We start from the raw sequence: 21328 nt of genomic DNA, 5'->3' as shown, positions 1-21328 counted from the left end.
ATCTTTGATCAGAGATCACCGCGGCTGGCCGAAGCCGGCGCGCTCCTGCGGCTGCGCAGCCTCTCGAAGGCGCCGCGGGCGATGTTGCCGGCCAGCAGCGACAGGATCAGCAGGAGGCCGACGACCGTGCCCTGGGCGTCGCCGCCGATCTGCTGCAGGCCGAGGATGTTGCGCAGCAGGGCAAGCAGCGCCAGCGCCCAGAACACGCCGGTGAGGCGGCCCTTGCCGCCGAACACGCTGATGCCGCCGAGCAGCGCCGTGGTGATGACGTCGAGCTCGAGGCCGACGGCGTTGTTGGCGCGGGCATTGGCCAGCCTTGCGGTGAAGACGATGCCGGCGAGGGCGCAGACGAAGCCCGAGACCACGAACAGCGCAAAGCGGATGCGCTCGGTGCGCACGCCGGCATAGCGCGCCGCGCTCGGGCTGCCGCCGAGGGCGTAGATGCGCCGGCCGGTCGGCGTCGCCTGCAGCACCACCGCGAAGACCGGCGCCAGCACCAGGAAGGGCAGGATGGTGAGCGGGATCGGCGTGTCGCCGAGCGTGTCGATGCCGAAATCGGTGAAGGCGTCGGGAAAGGCATTCACCGAGGCCGAGCCGAGCAGGATGTAGCCGATGCCGCGAAACATCGCCATGGTGCCGAGCGTCACCACCAGGGACGGCAGGCCGAGGCCGGTCACCAGCGCCCCGTTGAAGGCGCCCGCCAGCCCCCCGGCCAGCAGGGTCAGCGGCATGGCCGCGGCGAGCGGCAGGCCGGCCTGCACCATCATGCCGAAGACCACGCTGCTGAGGGCGAGGATGCTGGCGACGGAGAGATCGATCTCGCGGGCGATGATGAGGAGCACCATCGGCAGCACGATCAACGCCCGCTCCGACACGCCGGCAATGGCCTGGGAGATGTTGAAGGCCGTGGCGAAGGTCGGCAGCGCCAGCACGGCATAGAGCAGCGTCGCCAGGGTCAGCGCCGCCAGGAAGCCGTCCCAGCCGGCGAGGCGGCGGATGATGGCCGTCATGGCGCCCTCCCGCCGGTGGCATGGGCCCGGCGCGCCAGCAGGGCGTCGATTCCGACCGCCACCAGGATGATCAGGCCGTAGACGCCCTGCAGCCACAGCGGGTCGACCCGCACCAGCGTCAGCCCGTTGCGGATGACCAGGAGGGTCAGCGCGCCCAGCACCATGCCGGCGACCGTGCCGGCTCCGCCGCGGATCGCGACGCCCCCGACCACGACGGCGGCGATGACCGTGAGCTCGAAGCCCATGGCGACCCGAGCGTCGATGGTGGCATAGCGCGAGGCCCAGAGCGCCCCGTCGAAGCCGGCGAGCAGGCCGGCGACGGCGAAGGCGCCGAGCACCAGCGCGGTGCTGCGGATGCCGATCAGGGCCGCGCCGTCGGGATTGGAGCCGATGGCGTAGAGCTCGCGCCCGATCGGCAGGCGGCGCAGAGCGAGAGCAATCAGGGCCAGCGTCGCCGCCGCGATCAGGATGACCATGGGCACGCCGAGGATGCGGGCGCTGGTGAGGTCGAGCCAGGCCTGCGGCACCTGGTCGGCGCTGATCTGCCGGCCGCCGGCCCACAGGCTGTTGACGCCCCGGAACACGGCCAGGGTGCCGAGCGTCACCACGATCGACGGCACCCGGCCCAGGGTGACGACGAGGCCGTTGACGAGGCCGCAGGCAAGGCCGATGGCGCAGCCGACGGCGACGCCGCCGGAGACCGGCAGGCCGGGCCAGGCATGCATGGCGCTGGCGGAGCCGTAGGCGGCGAGGCCGATCACCGAGGCGACGGAAAGGTCGATGTTGCGGGTGAGAATCACCAGCATCTGGGCCGCGGCGGCGATCATCAGCAGCGCCGCGTCCATGGCGAGGGCGGTGAGGTTGGCGGCGCCGAGCATGCGCGGGTTGAGCACGGCGATCGGCAGGACCACGGCGGCGATGGCGGCGGCGAGCCCGAGCTCGCGGGAGGCGAGAAATCGGCGTAGCGCCGGGATCGGCGCCTCCGGCCGACCGGCGCGATCGGTCGGCGCAGCCCCAGGTCCTGGCAGCCGGCGGTCGGGCGCGGCCCCGTCCGCATCGGTCGCGGCGCGGATGACGCGCTCCTGGTCGACGTCGGCGCCGGAGAACTCGGCGGTGAGCCGCCCCTCGCGCAGGACGACGATGCGGTCGCACATGCCGATGAGCTCGGGCAGCTCGGAGGAGATCAGCACGATCGCCAGCCCCTGGCGGGCGAGCTCGGCGATCATGGCGTGGACCTCGGCCTTGCTCTGCACGTCGATGCCCTGCGTCGGCTCGTCGAGGATGAGGACCCGCGGGCCGGTCGCCAGCCATTTCGACAGCACGACCTTCTGCTGGTTGCCGCCGGAGAGCGTCTTCACCGGCTGGTCGAAGCTGCGGAACTTCAGGCGCAGCCGATCGAGATGCGGCTTGACCAGGGCGATCTCGCGCCGGCGCCAGACCAGGCCGGCGATGGTGGCCTTGTCGACCACCGGCAGCGAGGCGTTGTCGAGCACCGGGAAATCCATCACCAGGCTCTGGCCGAGCCGATCCTCCGAGACGTAGGCGATGCCCGCCTGCATCGCCTCGACGGGCGAGGCGAAGCGCCGTGCCGCACCGGCGACCAGGATCTCGCCGCCGGTCGGCTGGTCGATGCCGAACAGCACGCGGGCGATCTCGGTGCGGCCGCTGCCGACCAGGCCGCCCAGGCCCAGCACCTCGCCCGCGCGCACGGCGAAGGAGATGTCGGCGAAGGTGCCGGCCCGGGCGAGGTGGCGGACCTCGACGGCGACCTCGCCGATGCGCGCCCGGCGCTCGGGATAGACGGCGCTGAGCGGGCGGCCGATCATCATCTGCACCGCCCGGTCCCGGCCGAGCTCCCGCGTCGCCTCGACCCCGACCAGCCGCCCGTCGCGGAGCACGGCGATCCGGTCGGAGATGCGGAAGATCTCGTCCATGCGATGGCCGACGAACATCATCGCCACGCCGCGCGCCTTGAGGCCGGCGACGACGGCGAAGAGCCGCTCGACCTCGCGCAGGGAGAGCGCCGCCGTCGGCTCGTCCATGATCAGCACCCTGGCCTGCAGCGACAGGGCGCGGGCGATCTCGACCAGCTGCTGCTCGGAGGTGCGCAGCGAGCCGAGCGGCGTGTCCGGCCCGCAGGCGAGGCCGACCACCTCGATCAGCTCGCGGGCGGTGCTGCGCATCGCCGCGGCATCGATGCCGCCGAGCGCGCCCTGCGGCATGTGGCCCATGAACAGGTTCTCGGCGACGCTGAGATCGCCGAACAGGCCGGGATGCTGGTGCATCACCACGATGCCGTGGCGCCGGGCGTCGAGCGGGGAGCGCCAGCGCACCGGCTCGCCGTCGAGCAGGACGGTGCCGGCGTCGGGCTGGTAGACGCCGGCCAGCAGCTTGACGCAGGTGCTCTTGCCGGCGCCGTTCTCGCCGAGCAGCGCCAGAACCTCGCCGGGCCGCAGCTCGAAGCCGACATCGTCGAGGGCGAGGGTGCCGCCGAAACGTTTGCTCGCGCCGCGCAGGCCGGCCGCAGCGGCCGGCCCGGGCGCGGCCGACGGGGCGCCGCCGGATCGCGGCGCCGACAGGCCGGCCTCCCCCGTCATGCCCGGCCCTCCGGGCATTCGGGCCCGGCTCGCCGGCAACGGACCTGTCCTCCCATGGCGCTCTCCGGCTTCCGACTAATTAAAGCAGATTGTTATATTAAGTCGAAACCAAGATCAAGCCGAGCTGTCCGTCCCGCGCACCTCAGCGGAAGCTGCGCGGGCCGGCGAAGGCGGAGGCGGCGCCCTGGTGCCGGGTCGGGCGCCGCGGCTCGGGCTGCGTCTTGACCAGGACGTCGCTGTCGGGCGCGAACATGGCGTAGAGCGGGATGATGGCGGCCCCGATCGCCGCCGCCTGACTGCCGATGCTGCCCGCCCGGATCGCCGGGACGACCAGCCCCTCCGGCACGATCGCCTCGAAGCGCTCCCGGATGGCCTCGACCGTGCGCTCCAGGATCGCACGGGGCAGGATGCCGTCGATGACGACGGCGGAGACATCGACCACGGCGATCGCGCCGACGATGGCGGTGGCCAGGGCGTCGGCGCAGTCGGCGATCCATTCGGAGAGATAGGGCTCGGCCCGCTCGCCGAGGGCCTCGAGTTCGTAGGCCCGGTTGATCGGCACGCCATTGGCGCGCAGATGGTGGGTCAGCACGTAGATCGAGGCCCGGCGCAGCAGGATCTCGAAGGGGCCGGCGGGCGGCGGCACCGTCGAGAGCCGCGAGGGCCCGACGGGGTAGGGGCCGAAGGCGGCGGAATTGCCGTGCGGCCCGGTCTCCAGCTTGCCGTCGATGATCAGGCCGCCGCCGATGAAGGTGTGGACGGAGAAGTGGATGAAGTCGCGGACGGTCTGGCCGTGGCCGTAGACCAGCTCGGCCGTGGCGGCGGAGGAAGCGTCGTTCTGGAAGTGCAGGGGCAGGTCGGTCTCCTCCGCCAACCGCGCCCGCAGGTCGAACTCCTCCCAGGCCGCCGTCACCCGCAGCGGCAGGTCGAGCTCGTTGCGCCAGCCGCCGAGGAAATAGGGCATGGCCACCCCGACGCCGACGACGCGCCGGCGCAGCTCCGGCGCCAGGCTCGAATGCAGGGTGCGGACATAGGCGGCGGCGAGGTCCGCCACGGCCTGCGGCTCGGGATAGGCATATTCGGAGGTCTCGACCCGGCGGGTCCGGCCGGCGAGGTCGATCAGCACGGCGTCGAGGGCCCGGCGGCCGACATGCAGCCCGATCGAGAGAGCTCCGTCCGGCGCCACGGCATAGATGGTGGAGGGCTGGCCGATCTGCCCGGCGCGCTTGCCGCGCGGCTCGGCCAGCCCGGCCTCCTCCAGCGCCGCGACGATGCCCGCCACGGCCTGCGGCGTCAGGTTGGCCGAGCGGGCGAGATCGGCCTTGGACGCCTCGCCCATGCGGCGCAGCGCCTCCAGCACCACCCGCTCGTTGTAATGGCGGATCTGGACCGAATTGCTGCCCTTGCGCGACATGCCTCGCGTCCTCCCGCGGCCGCAGGGATCATCGCGGCCGGCGCGGCCTCGGCCGAGTTAATAAATCAGTTTCATTGAATATCATGGCGCGCAGGCCCCTGGCAAACACCGCCGGGACGCGAACCCGCTGCCGGAGAAAAGCGGCGGCGGTCCGGTTCCGGCAATGACAAATCGGCCAGCGATGCCTAAAAGCGCATCATCCTGCCCTCCCGAATGCCCTTTCCCATGCCGTTCTCCCGCCTTTCCGCCGCCAGCGCCGGCATCGCGTTCTACCTGACGGGCGTGTTCTTCTTCGCCGTCAACGACGCGCTGGGCAAATGGCTGATGGCCGACTACAGCGTCGGGCAGCTCCTGCTGCTGCGCAGCACCGGCGCAGTCGTCGTGCTGGTGGTGCTGGGCTGGCGGGAGCGTGCCGGCATCTTCCATGCCGACCAAATCGGGCTGAATCTCCTGCGTGTCGCCTGCATGGCCGGCGACACCTTCGCCTTCTACTATGCCACCAAGGCGCTGCCGCTCGCCGACGTGATGACCTTCTACATGGCGGCGCCGCTGATCGTCACCGCCCTCTCCGGCCCGCTCCTCGGCGAGCAGGTGGGCGCGGCGCGCTGGGGCGCGGTGCTGGTCGGCTTCGGCGGCGTGCTGGTCGCGCTGCATCCGACCTCGGCCGCCTTCTCGCCCTCGGCGCTGATCGCCCTGTTCGGCGCCGTCATGTTCGCCTTCGGCGTCACCATCACCCGCCAGCTCAGGGCGACGCACTGGCTGCCGCTGGTCAGCTGGCAGTTCGCCGGCGCGGGCCTGGTCGGCGCGGCGACCAGCCCGTTCGCCTGGGTCCATCCCAGCCTGTTCGACCTCGGCCTGATGTTCCTGGTCGGCATCGTGGCGATGCTCTGCTTCACCTGCATCACCCGGGCGCTCGCCCTGGCGCCGGCCTCGCTGCTGGCGCCGTTCCAATATTCGGCGCTGGTCTGGGCGGTGATCCTGGGCTTCCTGGTGTGGGGCGACATCCCGACGCCGGCCATCGCCATCGGCAATGCCATCATCATCGGCAGCGGCCTGTTCGTGTTCTACAGCGAGCAGGGCCGGGCGCGAGCGGCCGCCCTGCCGGCGGACGCCAAGTAGCGGCCCTCATTCCTGCGGCGCGAACTGGGTGTCGTGCAGGCGGCGGTAGAGCCCGCCCGCCGCCACCAGCTCCCGGTGACGGCCCTCCTCGGCGATGCCGGCCGGCGTCACCACGACGATGCGGTCGGCATTGCGGATGGTCGACAGGCGATGGGCGATCACCAGGGTGGTGCGCCCTTCGGACAGGGCGTCGAGGGCCCGGCGCACCTCGCGCTCGGTCTCGGCATCGAGGGCGGAGGTCGCCTCGTCGAGGATGAGGATCGGCGGGTCCTTGAGGACCATGCGGGCAATGGCGACGCGCTGCTTCTGGCCGCCGGAGAGCTTGACGCCACGCTCGCCGACCACGGTGTCGAGCCCCTCCGGCAGCGCGGCGATCACCACGTCGAGCTGCGCCCGCCGCGCCGCCTCGCGGATCTCCGCCTCCGAGGCGCCGAGGCGGCCATAGGCGATGTTGTCGCGCAGCGTCCCGGCGAACAGGAACACGTCCTGCTGCACGACGCCGATGCGGCTGCGCAGGGAGGCCAGCGTCAGGTCGCGGATGTCGACGCCGTCGATGGCGATGCGGCCCGAATCCGGCTCGTAGAAGCGCGGCAGCAGCGAGCAGAGCGTGGTCTTGCCGGCACCGGACGGCCCGACGAAGGCCACCGTCTCGCCAGCGCGGATGGTGAGGTCGATCGAGCGCAGCACCGGCTCGCCCGCGGCATAGGCGAAGCTCACGCCCTCATAGCGGATGGCCCCCCGGAAGCCGGCGAGCGGCCGCGCGCCCGGCCGGTCGGCAATGTCGGGGCGGGTGGCGATCAGCTCGAGGAAGCTGCGGAAGCCGGCAATGCCCTTGGGATAGACCTCGATGATGGCGGCGATCTTCTCGATCGGCCGAAAGAACACGCCGACCAGCAGGAGGAAGCCGACGAAGCCGCCCTGGCTGAGGTCGCCGCGGATGACGAACCAGGTCCCGGCGACCATCACCACCAGCTGGGTCAGCCGCATGCCGAGATAGGACAGGGCCGCATTGGCCGCCATGATGCGATAGGCGGCGAGCTTGGTCTGGCGGTAGCGGGCATTGTCGGCGGCGAACAGGGCCCGCTCATGGTCCTCGTTGCCGAAGGCCTGCACCACGCGGATGCCGCCGACCGCCTCCTCGATACGGGCGTTGAAGGCGCCGACACGCCCGAACAGGGCGCGGAAGGTCTGCGTCATGCGCCCGCCCTGGCGGGTGGTGAGCCAGGCGGCGGCGGGCACGATGGCGCAGGTGATCAGGGCCAGCGGCACGTTCACCGTCAGCATCAGGACGAAGGCGCCGAGGAAGGTCATCAGGGCGATGAACAGGTCCTCGGGGCCGTGGTGGGCGACCTCCCCGACCTCCTCCAGATCCTTGGTGATGCGGGCGACGAGATGGCCGGTCTTCTGGTTGTCGTAGAAGCTGAAGGAGAGCTTCTGCAGGTGGTCGAAGGCCCGGCGGCGCATCTCGGTCTCGATGTTGATGCCGAGCATGTGGCCCCAATAGGTGACGACCGCCATCAGGCCGGTGTTGGCGAGATAGATGGCGGCCAGGGCCGCGGCGGCGACGAGGATGACGGTCCAGTCCTGCCCCGGCAGGAGCTCGTCGACGAACAGCTTCACCGCCATGGGAAAGCCGAGCTCGAGGAGGCCCGCGGCCACGGCGCAGGAGAAATCGAGCAGGAACAGGCCCTTGTGCGGGGCATAGTAGGAGAAGAACTGTCGCAGCAGGCTCATCGCCCTTCCATTCCCGTGACGGCCGGCGCGGCCTCAGTCACCGACGTCGATACCCGGAAATCCACGCCGCCAATAGGCCGCCACGCTGCGGCAGGCCGGATCGAGCCCGCGCTCGGCGAGCCCGGCGCGAATCCGCCGGGCTTGCGCCTGCTCGCACCCCACCCAGACATGGCAGCGCCGGCCGTCCTGCGGCAGGGGCACGGCGCGCACGGCTTGCTCCAGGAGCCCGGTCGTCCCCGCCGCCGCGCCGTCGCGGTGCAGGAAGGCGAGGTCGAGCGCGGCGGCCGAGACGATCGGCTGCTCCTCGGCGGCATCCGCCACCTCGATGCGCAGCACCGCCCGGGCGGCGGCCGGCAGGGCCTCGGCCATGCGGGCGATGGCCGGCAGCGCGGTCTCGTCGCCGGCGAGGAGATACCAGTCCGCCGGCGCCAACCGCCGGCCGCCGGGGCCGAGCAGGCCGACCCGGTCGCCCGGCCGCACGTCCCGCGCCCAGGCCGAGCCCGGCGTCGCCGCCTCGCCGGACGCCGCGTGCAGCACCACGTCGAGGGCGATCTCGCCGCGGGCGGCGTCGACATGGCGGACGGTGTAGACCCGCGGCGTCAGCGCGTCGGCGCCCTCGGGCCAGGCGATGCGCCCGTCCGCCGCCGCATGCGGCCAGACCGGCGCGCGGCCGGCGGGCGGTATCAGCAGCCGCACGTGCAGGAGGTCGCCGGCATAGTGGGCGGCATCCCCCGCCAGCACCACCCGGCGCATGTGCGGCGTCACCGCCGCGGCGGCGCGCACGGTCATCTCGCGGAAATAGGGGATCTCGCGCCGGGCGGCATCGTGGCCGGTCCAGGCGAAGGCGGGCGGCGCGCCGGCCGCCGTCGCCAGGTGCTCGGCGAGCACCATCTTGATGAAGGCCAGCGCGGACGCGTCGGCGCAGCGCACGCGGAGGCGGAGCGCCCCGGCCTCGAGCACCAGCTCGGTCCGGCCGAGCTGGTGCTCGATCATCGCGCCCTGCTCCGACGGCGTGACGGCGGCGTGCTCGGCGACACGGCCGGTGAGCCTGGCCAGCACGGCATGGGGATCGGGCAAGGGCACCACGGCTTCGGCGGTCAGGAGAGGCATGGACGGTTCGCCTTCATCGGTGGGAGGTCAGGTGCGGCCGGCCTCGCCGCGGGCGAGCAGCCCGGCGAGATAGGCGCCGCCCACCAGGGCGGCGAGCAGGCCGGCCGGGATCTGGTAGGGAAAGACGACCATCCGGCCGAGCCAGTCGACCAGCATCATCACGCCGCCGCCGATCAGCGCCGCGGCGAGGAGCTGGTGGGCGCCCCGCGCGAAGCCGAGCAGGCGGGCGAGGTGGGGTCCGATCAGGCCGACCAGGCTGAGCGGGCCGACCGCCAGCGAGGCCGCCCCGGTCATCAGCGCGGCAAGAAGCGCCAGGGCGAGGCGGCTGGCGCGCAGCGGCAGGCCGAGCGCCCGGCCGGCTGCCTCACCGAGCGGCAGGATGTCGATCCAGCGGGCGAGCAGCGGCGCCGGGCCGACCAGCAGGACCGCCGCGACGAGGACGGCGGCGGCGATCTCGGGCGCGGCATTGTCGGTGGAGCCCGACATCCAGACCAGCAGCAGGAAGGCGCCGGGCTCGCCCGAGGCGAGCACCGCGGTGAGGACGGCAAGGCCGAGCGAGCCGAGCGCGAGGCCGGTGAGCAGCATCCGCTCCGGACCGAAGCCGGCGCGCGCCGCGAGGGCGAGGCCGGCGAGGAGCGCGGCGAAGGCGCCGGCGGTGCAGCCCGCCAGCATGGCCGCCGGCGTCGGCACCGCCAGCACCAGGACGGCGGCGAGCCCGACGCCGGCGCCGGCGCTGACGCCCAGCGCCTCCGGGCCGGCGGCGGGATTGCCGGTGAGGCGCTGCATCAGCGTGCCCGCGGCGCCAAGCAGCGCCCCGGCTGTGGCGGCGGTGACGAGATGCGGCAGGCGGAAGGGCACGAGCGCAGCGAACAGCGGCCCGGTGGCGAGGTGCCAGCCGTCGAAGTCGCGGCCGAGGCTCAGCGCCAGGGCGAGGAGCAGCGCCGCGGCGAGCCCGAGGACGGCGATCGCCCGCCGGGGATGGGCCAGGCGGCGGGAGACGGCCGGCGCCAGCCGCTGGCGCAATCCCTGGCCGACGGGCAGGCGGGGCAGCAGCCAGAGCAGCAGTGGGCCGCCGAGCAGGCCGGTGGCGGCGCCGGTCGGCAGGAGGTCGTCGCCGGCCGGGCCGGCGAGCTGCACCAGGCCGTCGGTCAGCCACAGCAGCGCCGCGCCGTGCACCGGCGCCCAGGCGAGGAGCTGGCGCGGAGTGCGCGCCCCGCCGAGCCGCGCCAGGGCGGGCGCGGCCAGCCCGACGAAGCCGATGATGCCGACCTCGGCGGTGACGCCGGCGGCGAGCCAGACGGCGACGGCGATGACGGCGAGGCGGGCGGCGAGGAGGCCGAGGCCGAGGCTGCGGGCACTGGCGTCGTCGAGGCCGAGCAGGGCGAGCGGCCGGAGCGCCAGGCCGGCGGCGAGGAGGCCGAGGGCGAGCTGCACCGCCAGGGCGAGGGGCGCATCCCAGCTCTGCTGGTGCAGCGATCCCGCCCCCCAGATGAACAGGGACAGGACATAGTCGCCGTGGGCCAGCACCGCCGCCGCACCCAGGCTCGATGCCATCAGCGACACGACCATGCCCGACAGCACCACCGTCACCGGCTCCAGGCCCGAGCGCCAGCCGAGCCCCAGCACGAGCGCCGCCGCGCCGATGCCGCCGGCGAAGGCGACGGCCTCGCGCGGCACGGCGCTCCAGGGCGCGAGCAGAGCGAGGAGGGTCAGCGCGAGCTGGGCGCCGGCGGCGATGCCGAGGGTGGAGGGATCGGCGATCGGGTTGCGCAGCACCCGCTGCAGCAGCGCCCCGGCGAGGCCGAGCGCCGCCCCGGCGAGGAGCGCGGTGGCGGCCCGCGGCAGGAGGCTTTGCCATAGCACGATGTCGGCGAGGGCCCGGGCCGTGGCGGGATCGCCGGGCAGGGGCGGGCGCATCACCAGGGTGAGCGCGAAGGCGAGCGTCGCGGTGGCCGCGAGGGCGGCCCAGAGCGGGCGGGGCCGCGGCTCGGCCCGACATGCCAGAGCCATCTCAGCCATGGCCGCCGCGCCCGGCCGGGGCAGGGAGGGCCTCGGCCAGCAGGCGGGCGAAGCGCAGCGCCGCCGGCAGGCCGCCGAAGGGATCGACGCTGTCGAGGATCACCACCCGGCCGGCGCGCACGCCCGGCAGCGCGTGCCAGAAGGCGCCGTCAGCGAGGACCCGCCGGGCATCCGCCGGCACGGGCGCGATCACCACGATCCAGGCGTCGGGCATCTCGGCCAGCACCTCCAGCCCGACCGGCGCCGAGGCCGCATAGCGCGTCGGCCGGGTCCAGGCATTGGCGAATCCGAGCCGGGCCAGCACCTCGCCGAACATGCTGTCCGGGCCGAACACCCGGACATGGCGGGCGTCGCCGAAATTGATCGGGATCAGCGGCCGGCCGTCGCCGCCGCCGAGGCGGGCCTTCAGCGCGGCGAGCGTCAGGCCGGCCTCGGCGACGAAGGCCCGCGCCGCGTCGAGGCGGCCGGTGCGCTCGCCGAGGGTCAGCGCCGCCTGCTCGGCGGCGGCATAGGGCCGGCCGCCGGCCCGGAAGATCGACACGGTCTCCACCGGGGCGATGCGGGCGAGCTTCGGCTCGGCCCAGGCGTAGAAATCCGAGGAGAGGATCAGCTCGGGCGCGAGGGTGCGCAGCGCCTCGAAGTTCGGCGCGCCGCGCAGGCCGATATCGGCGACGCCGGTCGGCACCGGCGGCTCGACCGCGATGCTGCGGTAGAGCACCAGCTCGGCCGCCGCCACCGGCACCACGCCGATGGCCAGCAGCGTCTCCAGGAGAGCCCAATCCAGCACCGCGACCCGCGGGCCGGGGGCGGCCGCGGCCACCCCCGCCACCAGCGCCGCGCCCGTGGCGAGGAGGCCGCGGCGCGTCAGGCGGGCCGGCCTCACCATTTGTAGGTCAGCCGCCCGATCACGGTGCGGCCGTCGCCGTAGTAGCAGCCGAAATAGCCGCAGGTGGAGACATAGGTCTTGTCGGCGATGTTGTTGACGTTGAGCGACAGCTTGTAGGGGCCCTTCTCGTAGTGCAGGGCCGCGTCGAACAGCGTGTCCTCAGGCAGCAGGATGGTGTTGGTGTCGAGGTTGTAGCGGCTGCCGACATAGCGCACGCCGGCGCCGACGCCGAGACCGGCGAGCGGCCCGCCCTGGATGGTGTAGTCGAGCCAGGCATTGGCGGCCTGCTTCGGCACATTGGCGGGCCGGTTGCCGCCGGTCACGCCGCCGACGATCTCGGCATCGGTGTAGGTGTAGTTGGCGAGCAGCTTCAGGCCTTCGGCCAGGCTCGCGGTGCCGGAGAGCTCGACGCCGCGCACATGCACCTCGCCGATCTGCGCGGACTGGCTGACGCCGCCATCCAGCACGGTGGTCAGCACGTTGGTCTGCCGCAGATCATAGGCGGCGGCCGTGAGAAAGGCGTTCCAGCCGACGGGCTGGTATTTGACGCCGAGCTCATATTGCTTGCCCTCGGACGGCCTGAAGGGCTGGCCGGCATTGCCGCCGATCACAGGCTCGAACGAGGTGGAATAGCTGGCATAGGGCGCGAGGCCGTTGTCGAAGAGATAGGTCAGCCCGACCCGGTAGGTGAAGGCGTGGTCGTCCTGGTCCTGGACGGTGTCGCCGTAGTTGGTCGCGGTGGTCGAGCTCGTGCTGGCCCAGTCGTGCCTGAGGCCGAGGGTGAGCAGCCACTTGTCCCAGCGCACCTGGTCCTGGGCGTAGAGGCCGGCCTGGGTCAGGGTGCCGTCGACCTTGGATTCGTACCAGAGGTTCTGCGGGATCGGCATGCCGTAGACCGGATCGGTCAGGCTGATCGACGGCGCCGTGCCGAAGCCGGTCCAGGTGTCCTCCGTGTGGCGGCGCAGGTCGAGGCCGAGCAGCACGGTATGGGCGAGCGGACCGGTGGCGAAGTCGGTCTGGAGCTGGTTGTCGAGGGTGAGGGTGCGCAGGTCCTCCTTGTTGGTGGAGGTGCCGCGATTGGCGATGGTCGGATCGGCGGCGTCGAGCCCGCTATAGTAGAGGTTGCGGTAGTCCCAGTTCAGGACGGCGTAGCGGGCGTTCTGCCGGAAGGTCCAGCCATTGGCGAACTCGTGCGAGAACTCGTAGCCGATGGTGCCGAAATTGCGGTTGGACCGGTCGAAATCGGGATCGCCGAGATAGAGGCTGCGCGACAGGCGGTTGGCGGCGGAGGCCAGCACGGTGTATTCGGCCGGCAGGCCGACGGGCGAGCCGGATTCGTCGTGCTGGATGCTGGCGAGCAGGGTCAGCGAGGTGGTCTCGCTCGGCCGCCAGGTCAGGGCCGGCGCCAGGAAGAGGCGGTTGTCGTCCACCCCGTCGACCTGGGTGCCGCCCTGGCGGGCGAGGCCGGTCAGGCGATAGGCGAAGTCGGAGCCCTCGCCGAGCGGGCCGCCGATGTCGAAGCTGCCGGTATAGCGGTCGAAGGAGCCGGCCTCGACAGTCGCCTCGCCGAAGCTCTGCCAGGTCGGGTGCTTGCTGATGAAGTCGATCAGGCCGCCGGGGTTGCCCTGGCCGTACAGCACCGAGGACGGCCCGCGCAGCACGTCGATGCGCTCCATGCCGTAGGGCTCGAGCGAGATCATGCCGTCGGAACGCTCGAGCTTCAGGCCGTTGAGATACATGCTGTTCGCCGCGGAGAAGCCGCGGATGATCGGCGAATCGAAGCGTGCATCGGTGCCGTAGGGCTGGGAAACGACGCCGACGGCATAGTCGAGCGCCTGGCCGACATTCTGCACCGCCCGGTCGTCCATCTGGTCGCGGGTGATGACCGAAAGCGACTGCGGCACCTCCCGGGCGGGCGTATCGGTCTTGGACCCCGTGACGGTCTGGCGCGCGACATAGCCGTCCACCTTGCCGGTCGGGCTCTCCTTCCCTTCGACCACCACCGGCTCGAGCACCGTGGCGGAGGCGTCGGTGGCGTCCTGGGCCTCGGCCGGGGAGGCGAAGGGGATGGAGGCGAGGCCCGTCATCAGCAGAATCCGCACCGTGCAATGCATGCTCGCCCCCAATGTTCGGATGTCATGCCCGGCACACTTCGGAAGTATTCAAATCTTTGAAATCACTAACCAAGTGGCCGTGCGAGACCGGGGCGGGTATATCAAGCTCATTTCGACATGGATTGTCCAATCTTGTTGCGGATTGAATCATTTTGGGTTGTTACTGCAGGCGGCCGGCGCTTCACGCGGGGGCACCTTGATGAGACCTTTTCCAAACTAGACCGCCGCCGGGGCTCTACGCAGCGCCCGCCGGGAAGGGCGCGCGATGAGCTTCAAGCCCCGCATGACCTCGAAGCTGGAGGGCATCAGGGTCGTCGAGGACCTGAAATGGCGCGCCTGGAACGGCGTGGTCGCCGATGTCTGGCACGCGGCCTGCGGGGCCGGGGCGCGCGGCGACTATGTCTCGCGCGATGCCCGCCTGTTCGTCGTGCTGGAGAAGCAGGGCGGCCATTCCGACCTGCGGCTCAGTCCGCTCGGCGCGGACCTGCCCGCCTGCCGGGCGCCGCAGCATCTGAGCTTCGTGCCCGCGGACATGCCGCTGTGGTCGCGCATCGACGAGGCGATGCGGGTGCGCCATCTCGACCTGCATTTCGACGCCGCGGCGCTGGGCGAGCGGCTCGGCGAGGCGCTCGACCCGGCGCGGCTGGCGACGCCCCGGCTGCGCTTCGTCGACGAGCGCCTGCTCGGCCTCGCCCGGCTGATCGCGGCCGAATGCGTCGAGCCGAGCCATCACGAGCTCTACGGCGACGGATTGACCGTGGCGCTGTTCGTCGACCTGATGCGGCTCGGCCGCGACCGCCCGCGCCGGCGCACCGCCCTGGCGGGCTGGCAGCTGCGCCGCGCCATCGCGTTCATCGAGGACAATTGCCTGCGCAACATCCGGCTGCAGGAACTGGCTGATCTGACCGAGCTCTCCCAGTCCTATTTCAGCCATGCCTTCAAGGCCGCGACCGGCCTGCCGCCGCATCAATGGCACATGCAGGCGCGGATCCGGCGGGTGCAGGCCATGCTCGCCAATGCCGAGCTGGCGCTGACCGACATCGCCGCGGCTGCCGGCTTCGCCGACCAGGCCCATCTGACGCGGGTGTTCCGCGGCGTGACCGGCCAGACGCCGGCCGCCTGGCGGCGGGCCCGGCTGGATTGACGGAGGCGCACATCCCGTCATGCCCGGCTTGCAGCAGGGGCCTTGATATCGGGACTCGAATTTCGATATCATGACCCTTGCGGACCGTGGAGTTCACCGATGCCTGCCGTGACGATCCGGAACCTGCCTGAGGAAACACACCTGGCGCTCAAGGCGCGCGCGGCCGCCCATGGCCGCAGCACGGAGGCGGAGATCCGCGAAATCCTCGAGAACGCCGTACGGCCGCAGGAACGCATCAAGCTCGGCTCCGAGCTGGCGGCGATCGGCCGCGCGTTCGGCGGCGTGGACCTCGATATCGAGCGCGATACGACGCCGGCCGGCACCGTCAGCTTCGAATGATCGTGCTCGATACGAATGTCGTCTCCGAGCCACTGAAGCCGGCGGCGAACCCCGCCGTGCTGGCGTGGCTCGACCGCCAAGCGATCGAGACGCTCTTCCTCACCACCATCAGCCTGGCGGAGCTCCGATACGGCGTGGCGGCCTTGCCGGACGGTCGGCGCAAGAGCGGGTTCGGTGCGGCGCTGGAGGGGCGCATCCTCGCCCTGTTCGGATCTCGCGTGCTCGCCTTCGACACGGCCGCAGCCGATGCCTATGCCGTCATCCGCGCCCGGGCCAAGGCCGCCGGCAGGGCCATTGCCGCCGCGGACAGTTACATCGCCGCAACCGCGGCAGCGCATGGCTTTGCGGTGGCTTCACGCGATACGGAACCTTTCGAAGCCGCCGGTCTGCCGGTCATCAATCCCTGGACTGCTGCCTGATTGCCCGCGCCGCTCAGGCCGGCACGGGCGCGTGCTTGTCCAGCAGCCCCTCGGCCTTGAGGTCGCTCCACAGCGCGGCCGGGGCCGGCTTGGCGAAGGCGGCCTCGTTGCGGGCGATCTCGGCCGGCTCGACCGCGCCGAGCACCAGCGAGGCGACGGCGGAGTGGCCGAGGGCGAACTGCATCGCCGCCTGAGCCAGCGGCACACCGTGGGCGCGGCACACCGCCTCGATCTTCGCGACCTTCGCCATGATCTCCGGCGGGGCCGGCGCATAGTTGTAGCGCGCGCCCGGCACGGCGCCGGTGGCGAGGATGCCGGAATTGAACACGCCGCCGAGCATGATGCCGATGCCCTTCTCCAGGGCGAGCGGCATGAAGCTCTCCAGCGCGGGCTGCTCCAGCAGCGAATAGCGGCCGGCCAGCAGCATGGCGTCGAAATCGCCAGCCCGGGCGAAGCGCTCGCACATGTCGGCCTCGTTGAGGCCGACGCCGATCGCCTTGACCACGCCCTGCCCGCGCAGGTCGTGCAGCGCCTTGTAGGCCCCGTCCATCGCCTCGCGGAAGCGCGCCTCGACGCCGTCGGAGCCGTGGGTCCAGACGTCGACGTCGTGGATCAGCAGCACCTCGATCCGGTCGGTGCCGAGCCGCAGCAGCGACTGCTCGAAGGAGCGCATGGCGCCGTCATAGGAATAGTCGAAGGCGGCCTTGTGCGGCAGGCCGCCGGCGAAGCCCGGCGAGGTCGCCGCCGCGCCACGCCCGGCCGCGGCCGCCGCAGGACGCGGCGACATCACCCGGCCGACCTTGGTCGAGACGACCACGCCCTCGCGCGGCACGCGCCGCAGCGCCGTGCCGATGCGGTGCTCGGCGAGGCCGTTGCCGTAATGGGGCGAGGTGTCGAGCAGGGTGATGCCGCTCGCCAGCGCCGCCTCCACCGTGGCGACGGCGGTGGCATCGTCCAGCTTGACGAAGAGATCGCCCAGCGGCGCCGAGCCGAAGCCGAGGACCGTGACCGGCACGCCGGTGCGGCCGAGGGGGCGGGTTGCGAAAACCATGACGTTTCCCTTGCGTTTTTGCCGACGGCCCTTGCGCGCGTGGCGGGCCGGATCGCCTTTGCCTAACTCGTAAGGGCGAAAGTCAGGCAAAACAAGCCGGGTCCGACGATCCGGCCGGAGGCAGCCATGCAGCTTGAAGGCATCCACCACCTCACCGCCATCACGGCCAAGGCGGGGGAGAACCACCGCTTCTACACCGACACGCTCGGCATGCGCCTGGTGAAGAAGACGGTGAACCAGGACGACGTCTCGGCCTACCACCTGTTCTATGCCGACGGCGAAGCCACGCCGGGCTCGGACCTCACCTTCTTCGACTGGCCGGTGCAGCCCGAGCGCCGCGGCACCCATGCCATCGTGCGCACGGCGCTGCGCGTCGCCGGCCGCGACAGCCTCGACTGGTGGGCCGGGCGCCTCACGGAGAAGGGCGTCGGGCATGGCGGGGTGATCGAACGCGACGGCCGGGCGACGCTCGACTTCGAGGATTTCGAGGGTCAGCGCCTCAGCCTGATCGACGACGGCGGCGCCGGGCCGGGCCATCCCTGGGCGAGGAGCCCGGTGCCGGCCGGGCACCAGATCCGCGGCCTCGGGCCGATCACCATCAGCGTGCCGGACCTGACCAACACCGACATCGTGCTGCAGCGGGCGCTGATGATGCGGCCGGTGCGCCAGTACAGCCGCGAGGGTGCGACGGTGCACGTCTACGAGATGGGCCCGGGCGGCGCCGGGGCCGAGCTGCACGTCGCGGTCGAGCCGCACCTGTCGCCGGCCCAGCAGGGCGCGGGCGCGGTGCACCACGTGGCGTTCCACATCCCGGATGCGGACTACGAGGCCTGGGCCGAGCGGCTGCACAGCCTGCGCCTGCCCTCGAGCGGACCGGTCGACCGGTTCTACTTCCGCAGCCTCTATTTCCGCGAGCCGAACGGCATCCTGTTCGAGATCGCCACCCACGGCCCCGGCTTCACCGCCGACGAGCCGCTGGAGACGCTCGGCGAAAAGCTGTCGCTGCCGCCCTTCCTCAAAGGACGCCGGGCGCGGATCGAGGCGGGGCTGAAGCCGCTCGACTGAGACGGGACAGCCGGGCGGGTTCGCCCGCCCGGCGCTCAGCCTGCAGCCGCGCCCCTGCGGCGATGGGCCACCATGCGCTCGTGCAGCCGGGCGACGGTGCGCGAGCCGGTGCTGGTGAAGAGGAAGGGGAAGAAGCCGTGAGCCAGGCAGGCCAGGCCCCCGGCGATCATGGCGAATCCGAAGGACGAGGCCACGCCGAGATGCTCGACATAGGTCTCGCCGACCGATTCAGGATGCGCGGTGAACGACAGCTTCGCCATGGCAGGGCCCTCCGATCCGATAGGACAAGCATGCCCCGCGGGTCGCGGAAAAGGCTTGCAAAGATTTGCGCAAACGTGAGTATCAACGCAATCTGGTCACGCCGATTGCCACTATCGCGCAAATGATTACCCTCGATGCCATTGATCGCAGAATCCTCTCCTGCCTGCAGGAGGATGCCGCCATGCGGCTCGAGGCGATCGCCGAGCGTGTCGGCCTGTCCGCCTCGCCCTGCTGGCGGCGGATCCAGCGGCTGGAGGAGGGCGGGTTCATCCGCGCCCGCGTCGCCCTGCTCGATCCCGACAAGATGAAGGTCGGCGTCACCGTCTTCGTCGCGGTGAAGACCAACCAGCACGCCATGGCCTGGGCCGAGCGCTTCTGCCGGGTGGTCGAGACCATCCCCGAAGTGGTCGAATTCTACCGGATGAGCGGCGACACCGACTATCTCCTGCGCGTGGTGGTGCCCGACATCGCCGCCTATGACGCAGTCTACAAGCGCCTGATCGGCTCGATCGAGCTGACGGACGTGAGCTCGAATTTCGCCATGGAACGGCTGAAATACACCACTGCCCTGCCGGTGAACTACGCGTAGGGCGGTTTCACGTGGAACAGGGCGGTTGAGGCAGATCGGCTTAGCCGCCGCCAGCGCGCGGACCAGGACGGCCACGGCTCCGACCGCAACTGCCTCTCGCGACAACTGTCGCGGTCGCGTGGATGGCCGGGTCGAGCCCGGCCATGACGGCTGAGAGGTCGCGGGACCTTCACCACGGCGTAGCGGTCGCTGCCTGTGCGCCTCGCCATCATCACCGGCGGCGTCATGGCCGGGCTCGACCCCATAGGCGCTAAGATAAGAACGCAGTAGCCAGTTGGGCGCGACGTCGATCAATCCCCTCCCCCTTGTGGGGAGGGGTTAGGGGTGGGGGTCCATCAGGATATGTCGAGACTTATGCCCACGACCCCCACCCTTTATCCCTCCCCACAAGGGGGAGGGAGGGCACAGGCGTCGTGCAAATCTTACAAAGGCGCGTCACGCACAGCGCGATATTTGCCTCCCGGCAGACCTTATCTTAGCGCCTATGGGGCTCGACCCGGCCATCCACGCGAACACCACGGCGACCGAGGTTCGCTCTTGTCGGCGTACCTCATCGCTTTCCCGGTCGCCCCGACGAACACAGGCGGCTCCGGATCCCGCGCCACAAGTCCCGACCCTCAGCTCCTCAGCACGATGCAGGCCCCGCCCGCGGCGTGGATGCGGCCGCACAAGGCCGCCGCTTCGGCGCGGGAGGCGGCGGGGGCGCGGACGCGGTAGAAGGCGCGGGTGCCGCGGCTGCGCAGGCGGGTGCCGATCACCATCGGCCTGACGTCGCCGAGAATGGCGGCGAAGCGCCTCTGGCTGCGGGCATAGGTGGCGAGCGCCCGGGCCTTGGAGAAATTGCCGGCGAGCTGCACGCCCCAGGGCGCGAAGGCGGCCAGCGCCATGCTGGCCTCGGGCGCGGCGATGCGCAGGCCCGCCGTCAGCTCCAGGCAGGTTCTGGGCTTCGTCCGGTCCGGTGCCGGCGGCCGGTCGATCGCCGGCTCGGCTTCGCCGAGGAAATCCTCGGCGGGATGCCCGGTGACGAACAGGACATAGTCCTGCGTTTCCAACGGCAGGCTGCGCTGGCCGGCGAGCCAGCCCGCCACCCGGGTCGGGCCGGCATTGTAGGCGGCGGCGGCAAGGCCGAGGCTGCCGAAGCGGCGGTTGAGGTCGGCCAGGAGATGGGCCGAGGCGGGGATGGCCTGCTCCGGGTCGAACGGATCCTCCAGCCCGCGCTCGGCGGCGGTGCCGGGCATGAACTGCGCGATGCCCTGGGCGCCGGCGCTGGAGACGACGCCCGGACGGAAGCTCGATTCGCGCCAGATCAGCCGGGTGAGGAACGCCACCGGCAGGGCGTGGCGGGTGGCTGCCGTCTCGATCAGGCGGCAAAGCGCCTGCTCCGGCGATTCGGTGGCCGCGCCCGACGGCGCGGCCCGCGCCGGAACGGCGAGGCAGAGCAGGATCAGGCAGAGCAACCGTCGGAGCCGCATGGGCCGATCGAGCCCGATTCGGCGCGCAAATCAAGGTCCCAGATCTCGCTGACGAGATCGCGGCCGATGCCCTGATAGGGCTCGGAGTGCACCATGCGGAACCCGGCCTTGGCGTAGATATGGCGGGCGGCATCGAGATTGCGCTGCGTCCACAGGGTGAGCCGGCCATAGCCCGCCTGCCGGGCGAAGGCGATGCATTCGGCCACCAGCCGCTGGCCGAGGCCGAGGCCGCGCGCGGCCGGGTCGACCAGCAGGAGGCGGAGCTTGGCGACCGCGTCGCGCTCGCGCACCAGGAACACCGAGCCGACGCGGCGGCCGGCCCGCTCGGCGATCCAGCAGCGCTCGCGCGCGGGATCGAAGGTCTTGATGAATCCGGCGGCGATCTCGGCGACCAGCGCCTCGAAACGCTCGTCCCAGCCGTATTCCTGCGCGTAGAGCGCGCCATGGCGCTCGACCACCCAGCCGATGTCGCCGGGGCGATGGCTGCGCAGCGTGAAGGGCTCGGCGTCCGGCCGCGGCTCCAGCAAGGTCTCGATCTCGGCCATGGCGCCGGCGAGCCGGTCGCGATCGCCCGGGGCGAGCGACGCGATCAGGCCATCGATCTCCGCCTCCGAACGGGCGTCGAGCCCGAGGAAAGCCGCCCGGCCGGCCTCGGTCAAGGCAAGCTCGCTGGCGCGGCGATCGGACCGGGACGGGGTGCGGGCAAGAAAGCCCCGCTTCTCGAAATCGGCCAGGATGCGGCTCAGATACCCGGCATCGATGCCGAGATCCTGGCGCAGGGCCGTGGCGGTGGCGCCGTCGCGATGCGCGAGCTCGTAGAGCACGCGCCCGGCGGTGAGCGAGAAGTCGGGCGTCAGATAGGTGTCGCCGAGAATGCCGATGGCGCGGGTGTAGAAGCGGTTGAAGCGCCGCACCGCGGCCGTGTGGCCATGGGGTCTGTCGAGCATGATGTCTCTCCCGATATAGTTGACTTTGTCAAATATCT

Annotated in this window: 18 protein-coding genes; 6 read left to right on the top strand and 12 right to left on the bottom strand. The window is 71.7% G+C overall.

The genetic code is table 11. The annotated features are described in order from the left end of the window. Positions 1-8: 8 nt before the first annotated feature. From QO011_RS05485 to QO011_RS05475, 3 genes are all read right to left on the bottom strand, one after another. Positions 9-1010 carry an ABC transporter permease gene (locus QO011_RS05485; RefSeq protein ID WP_307268701.1) on the bottom strand — a complete coding sequence of 334 codons (1002 nt, stop codon included), beginning with the start codon at positions 1008-1010 and terminating at the stop codon, positions 9-11. Then, on the bottom strand, positions 1007-3607 hold the full coding sequence (locus tag QO011_RS05480; RefSeq protein WP_307268698.1) for an ATP-binding cassette domain-containing protein: 2601 nt from the start codon (positions 3605-3607) through the stop codon (positions 1007-1009). Before QO011_RS05480 ends, QO011_RS05485 begins: the two co-directional genes overlap by 4 nt. A gap of 142 nt (positions 3608-3749) precedes the next feature. Then, positions 3750-5021: an ROK family transcriptional regulator gene (locus QO011_RS05475; protein WP_307268693.1), complete on the bottom strand. Its 1272-nt coding sequence runs from the start codon at positions 5019-5021 to the stop codon at positions 3750-3752. Positions 5022-5246: 225 nt separating this feature from the next. Between QO011_RS05475 and QO011_RS05470 the strand changes: the two genes are divergently transcribed. Then, positions 5247-6140: a DMT family transporter gene (locus tag QO011_RS05470; protein ID WP_307268691.1), complete on the top strand. Its 894-nt coding sequence runs from the start codon at positions 5247-5249 to the stop codon at positions 6138-6140. 6 nt (positions 6141-6146) lie between these two features. On the opposite strand, the gene QO011_RS05465 is transcribed toward QO011_RS05470, so the two are convergent. The 5 genes from QO011_RS05465 to QO011_RS05445 are packed head-to-tail and all read right to left on the bottom strand — an operon-like array spanning position 6147 to position 13976. Continuing rightward, positions 6147-7868 carry an ABC transporter ATP-binding protein gene (locus tag QO011_RS05465; RefSeq protein ID WP_307269261.1) on the bottom strand — a complete coding sequence of 574 codons (1722 nt, stop codon included), beginning with the start codon at positions 7866-7868 and terminating at the stop codon, positions 6147-6149. A 39-nt stretch (positions 7869-7907) separates the two neighbouring features. After that, positions 7908-8984, bottom strand: coding sequence for a siderophore-interacting protein (locus tag QO011_RS05460; protein WP_307268687.1), 1077 nt, complete (start codon positions 8982-8984; stop codon positions 7908-7910). Positions 8985-9011: 27 nt separating this feature from the next. Beyond that, positions 9012-11003, bottom strand: a complete 1992-nt coding sequence (gene fhuB / locus QO011_RS05455; protein WP_307268686.1) for a Fe(3+)-hydroxamate ABC transporter permease FhuB — start codon at positions 11001-11003, stop codon at positions 9012-9014. Further along, the gene (locus QO011_RS05450) at positions 10996-11889 is read right to left on the bottom strand and encodes an ABC transporter substrate-binding protein (RefSeq protein ID WP_307268683.1); all 894 of its coding nucleotides are present in this window, start codon (positions 11887-11889) and stop codon (positions 10996-10998) included. Before QO011_RS05450 ends, fhuB begins: the two co-directional genes overlap by 8 nt. Further along, a complete protein-coding gene (locus tag QO011_RS05445) occupies positions 11883-13976 on the bottom strand; it encodes a TonB-dependent siderophore receptor (protein ID WP_307268680.1) in 2094 nt (697 codons plus the stop codon). Before QO011_RS05445 ends, QO011_RS05450 begins: the two co-directional genes overlap by 7 nt. A 292-nt stretch (positions 13977-14268) precedes the next feature. On the opposite strand from QO011_RS05445, the gene QO011_RS05440 reads away from it, so the two are divergent. From QO011_RS05440 to QO011_RS05430, 3 genes are all read left to right on the top strand, one after another. Further along, on the top strand, positions 14269-15147 hold the full coding sequence (locus tag QO011_RS05440) for a helix-turn-helix domain-containing protein (RefSeq protein WP_307268678.1): 879 nt from the start codon (positions 14269-14271) through the stop codon (positions 15145-15147). Positions 15148-15246: 99 nt separating this feature from the next. Then, on the top strand, positions 15247-15486 hold the full coding sequence (locus QO011_RS05435) for a FitA-like ribbon-helix-helix domain-containing protein (RefSeq protein WP_307268675.1): 240 nt from the start codon (positions 15247-15249) through the stop codon (positions 15484-15486). Beyond that, positions 15483-15905, top strand: coding sequence for a type II toxin-antitoxin system VapC family toxin (locus QO011_RS05430; protein WP_307268673.1), 423 nt, complete (start codon positions 15483-15485; stop codon positions 15903-15905). The genes QO011_RS05435 and QO011_RS05430 overlap by 4 nt, the downstream gene beginning before the upstream one ends. Positions 15906-15918: 13 nt before the next feature. Here the strand turns inward: QO011_RS05430 and QO011_RS05425 are convergent, their stop codons facing one another. Beyond that, complete coding sequence (locus tag QO011_RS05425) at positions 15919-16956, bottom strand: aldo/keto reductase (RefSeq protein WP_307268670.1); 1038 nt, start codon at positions 16954-16956, stop codon at positions 15919-15921. A 126-nt stretch (positions 16957-17082) separates the two neighbouring features. On the opposite strand from QO011_RS05425, the gene QO011_RS05420 reads away from it, so the two are divergent. Further along, positions 17083-18021, top strand: a complete 939-nt coding sequence (locus QO011_RS05420; RefSeq protein WP_307268667.1) for a ring-cleaving dioxygenase — start codon at positions 17083-17085, stop codon at positions 18019-18021. Positions 18022-18056: 35 nt separating this feature from the next. On the opposite strand, the gene QO011_RS05415 is transcribed toward QO011_RS05420, so the two are convergent. Then, positions 18057-18281, bottom strand: a complete 225-nt coding sequence (locus tag QO011_RS05415) for a DUF6356 family protein (RefSeq protein WP_307268664.1) — start codon at positions 18279-18281, stop codon at positions 18057-18059. A gap of 122 nt (positions 18282-18403) precedes the next feature. Between QO011_RS05415 and QO011_RS05410 the strand changes: the two genes are divergently transcribed. Further along, a complete protein-coding gene (locus tag QO011_RS05410; protein ID WP_307268662.1) occupies positions 18404-18871 on the top strand; it encodes an Lrp/AsnC family transcriptional regulator in 468 nt (155 codons plus the stop codon). Between the two features lie 617 nt (positions 18872-19488). Here QO011_RS05410 and QO011_RS05405 read toward each other — a convergent pair. Together QO011_RS05405 and QO011_RS05400 are read right to left on the bottom strand one after the other, a co-directional pair. Further along, entirely contained in the window at positions 19489-20343 is an 855-nt protein-coding gene (locus QO011_RS05405) for a lytic transglycosylase domain-containing protein (RefSeq protein ID WP_307268659.1), read from the bottom strand. Further along, positions 20316-21290, bottom strand: coding sequence for a bifunctional helix-turn-helix transcriptional regulator/GNAT family N-acetyltransferase (locus QO011_RS05400; protein WP_307268656.1), 975 nt, complete (start codon positions 21288-21290; stop codon positions 20316-20318). Before QO011_RS05400 ends, QO011_RS05405 begins: the two co-directional genes overlap by 28 nt. Positions 21291-21328: the final 38 nt, after the last annotated feature.

This window comes from Labrys wisconsinensis, assembly GCF_030814995.1.
Taxonomy (GTDB): domain Bacteria; phylum Pseudomonadota; class Alphaproteobacteria; order Rhizobiales; family Labraceae; genus Labrys; species Labrys wisconsinensis.
This window is presented reverse-complemented; position numbering and strand designations above follow the sequence as displayed.

Coding starts and splice junctions, on each gene's coding strand:
- QO011_RS05485 (WP_307268701.1), bottom strand. CDS start 1,010: ATGACGGCCATCATCCGCCGCCTCGCCGGCTGGGACGGCTTCCTGGCG.
- QO011_RS05480 (WP_307268698.1), bottom strand. CDS start 3,607: ATGACGGGGGAGGCCGGCCTGTCGGCGCCGCGATCCGGCGGCGCCCCG.
- QO011_RS05475 (WP_307268693.1), bottom strand. CDS start 5,021: ATGTCGCGCAAGGGCAGCAATTCGGTCCAGATCCGCCATTACAACGAG.
- QO011_RS05470 (WP_307268691.1), top strand. CDS start 5,247: ATGCCGTTCTCCCGCCTTTCCGCCGCCAGCGCCGGCATCGCGTTCTAC.
- QO011_RS05460 (WP_307268687.1), bottom strand. CDS start 8,984: ATGCCTCTCCTGACCGCCGAAGCCGTGGTGCCCTTGCCCGATCCCCAT.
- fhuB (WP_307268686.1), bottom strand. CDS start 11,003: ATGGCTGAGATGGCTCTGGCATGTCGGGCCGAGCCGCGGCCCCGCCCG.
- QO011_RS05450 (WP_307268683.1), bottom strand. CDS start 11,889: ATGGTGAGGCCGGCCCGCCTGACGCGCCGCGGCCTCCTCGCCACGGGC.
- QO011_RS05445 (WP_307268680.1), bottom strand. CDS start 13,976: ATGACGGGCCTCGCCTCCATCCCCTTCGCCTCCCCGGCCGAGGCCCAG.
- QO011_RS05440 (WP_307268678.1), top strand. CDS start 14,269: ATGAGCTTCAAGCCCCGCATGACCTCGAAGCTGGAGGGCATCAGGGTC.
- QO011_RS05435 (WP_307268675.1), top strand. CDS start 15,247: ATGCCTGCCGTGACGATCCGGAACCTGCCTGAGGAAACACACCTGGCG.
- QO011_RS05430 (WP_307268673.1), top strand. CDS start 15,483: ATGATCGTGCTCGATACGAATGTCGTCTCCGAGCCACTGAAGCCGGCG.
- QO011_RS05425 (WP_307268670.1), bottom strand. CDS start 16,956: ATGGTTTTCGCAACCCGCCCCCTCGGCCGCACCGGCGTGCCGGTCACG.
- QO011_RS05420 (WP_307268667.1), top strand. CDS start 17,083: ATGCAGCTTGAAGGCATCCACCACCTCACCGCCATCACGGCCAAGGCG.
- QO011_RS05415 (WP_307268664.1), bottom strand. CDS start 18,281: ATGGCGAAGCTGTCGTTCACCGCGCATCCTGAATCGGTCGGCGAGACC.
- QO011_RS05410 (WP_307268662.1), top strand. CDS start 18,404: ATGATTACCCTCGATGCCATTGATCGCAGAATCCTCTCCTGCCTGCAG.
- QO011_RS05405 (WP_307268659.1), bottom strand. CDS start 20,343: ATGCGGCTCCGACGGTTGCTCTGCCTGATCCTGCTCTGCCTCGCCGTT.
- QO011_RS05400 (WP_307268656.1), bottom strand. CDS start 21,290: ATGCTCGACAGACCCCATGGCCACACGGCCGCGGTGCGGCGCTTCAAC.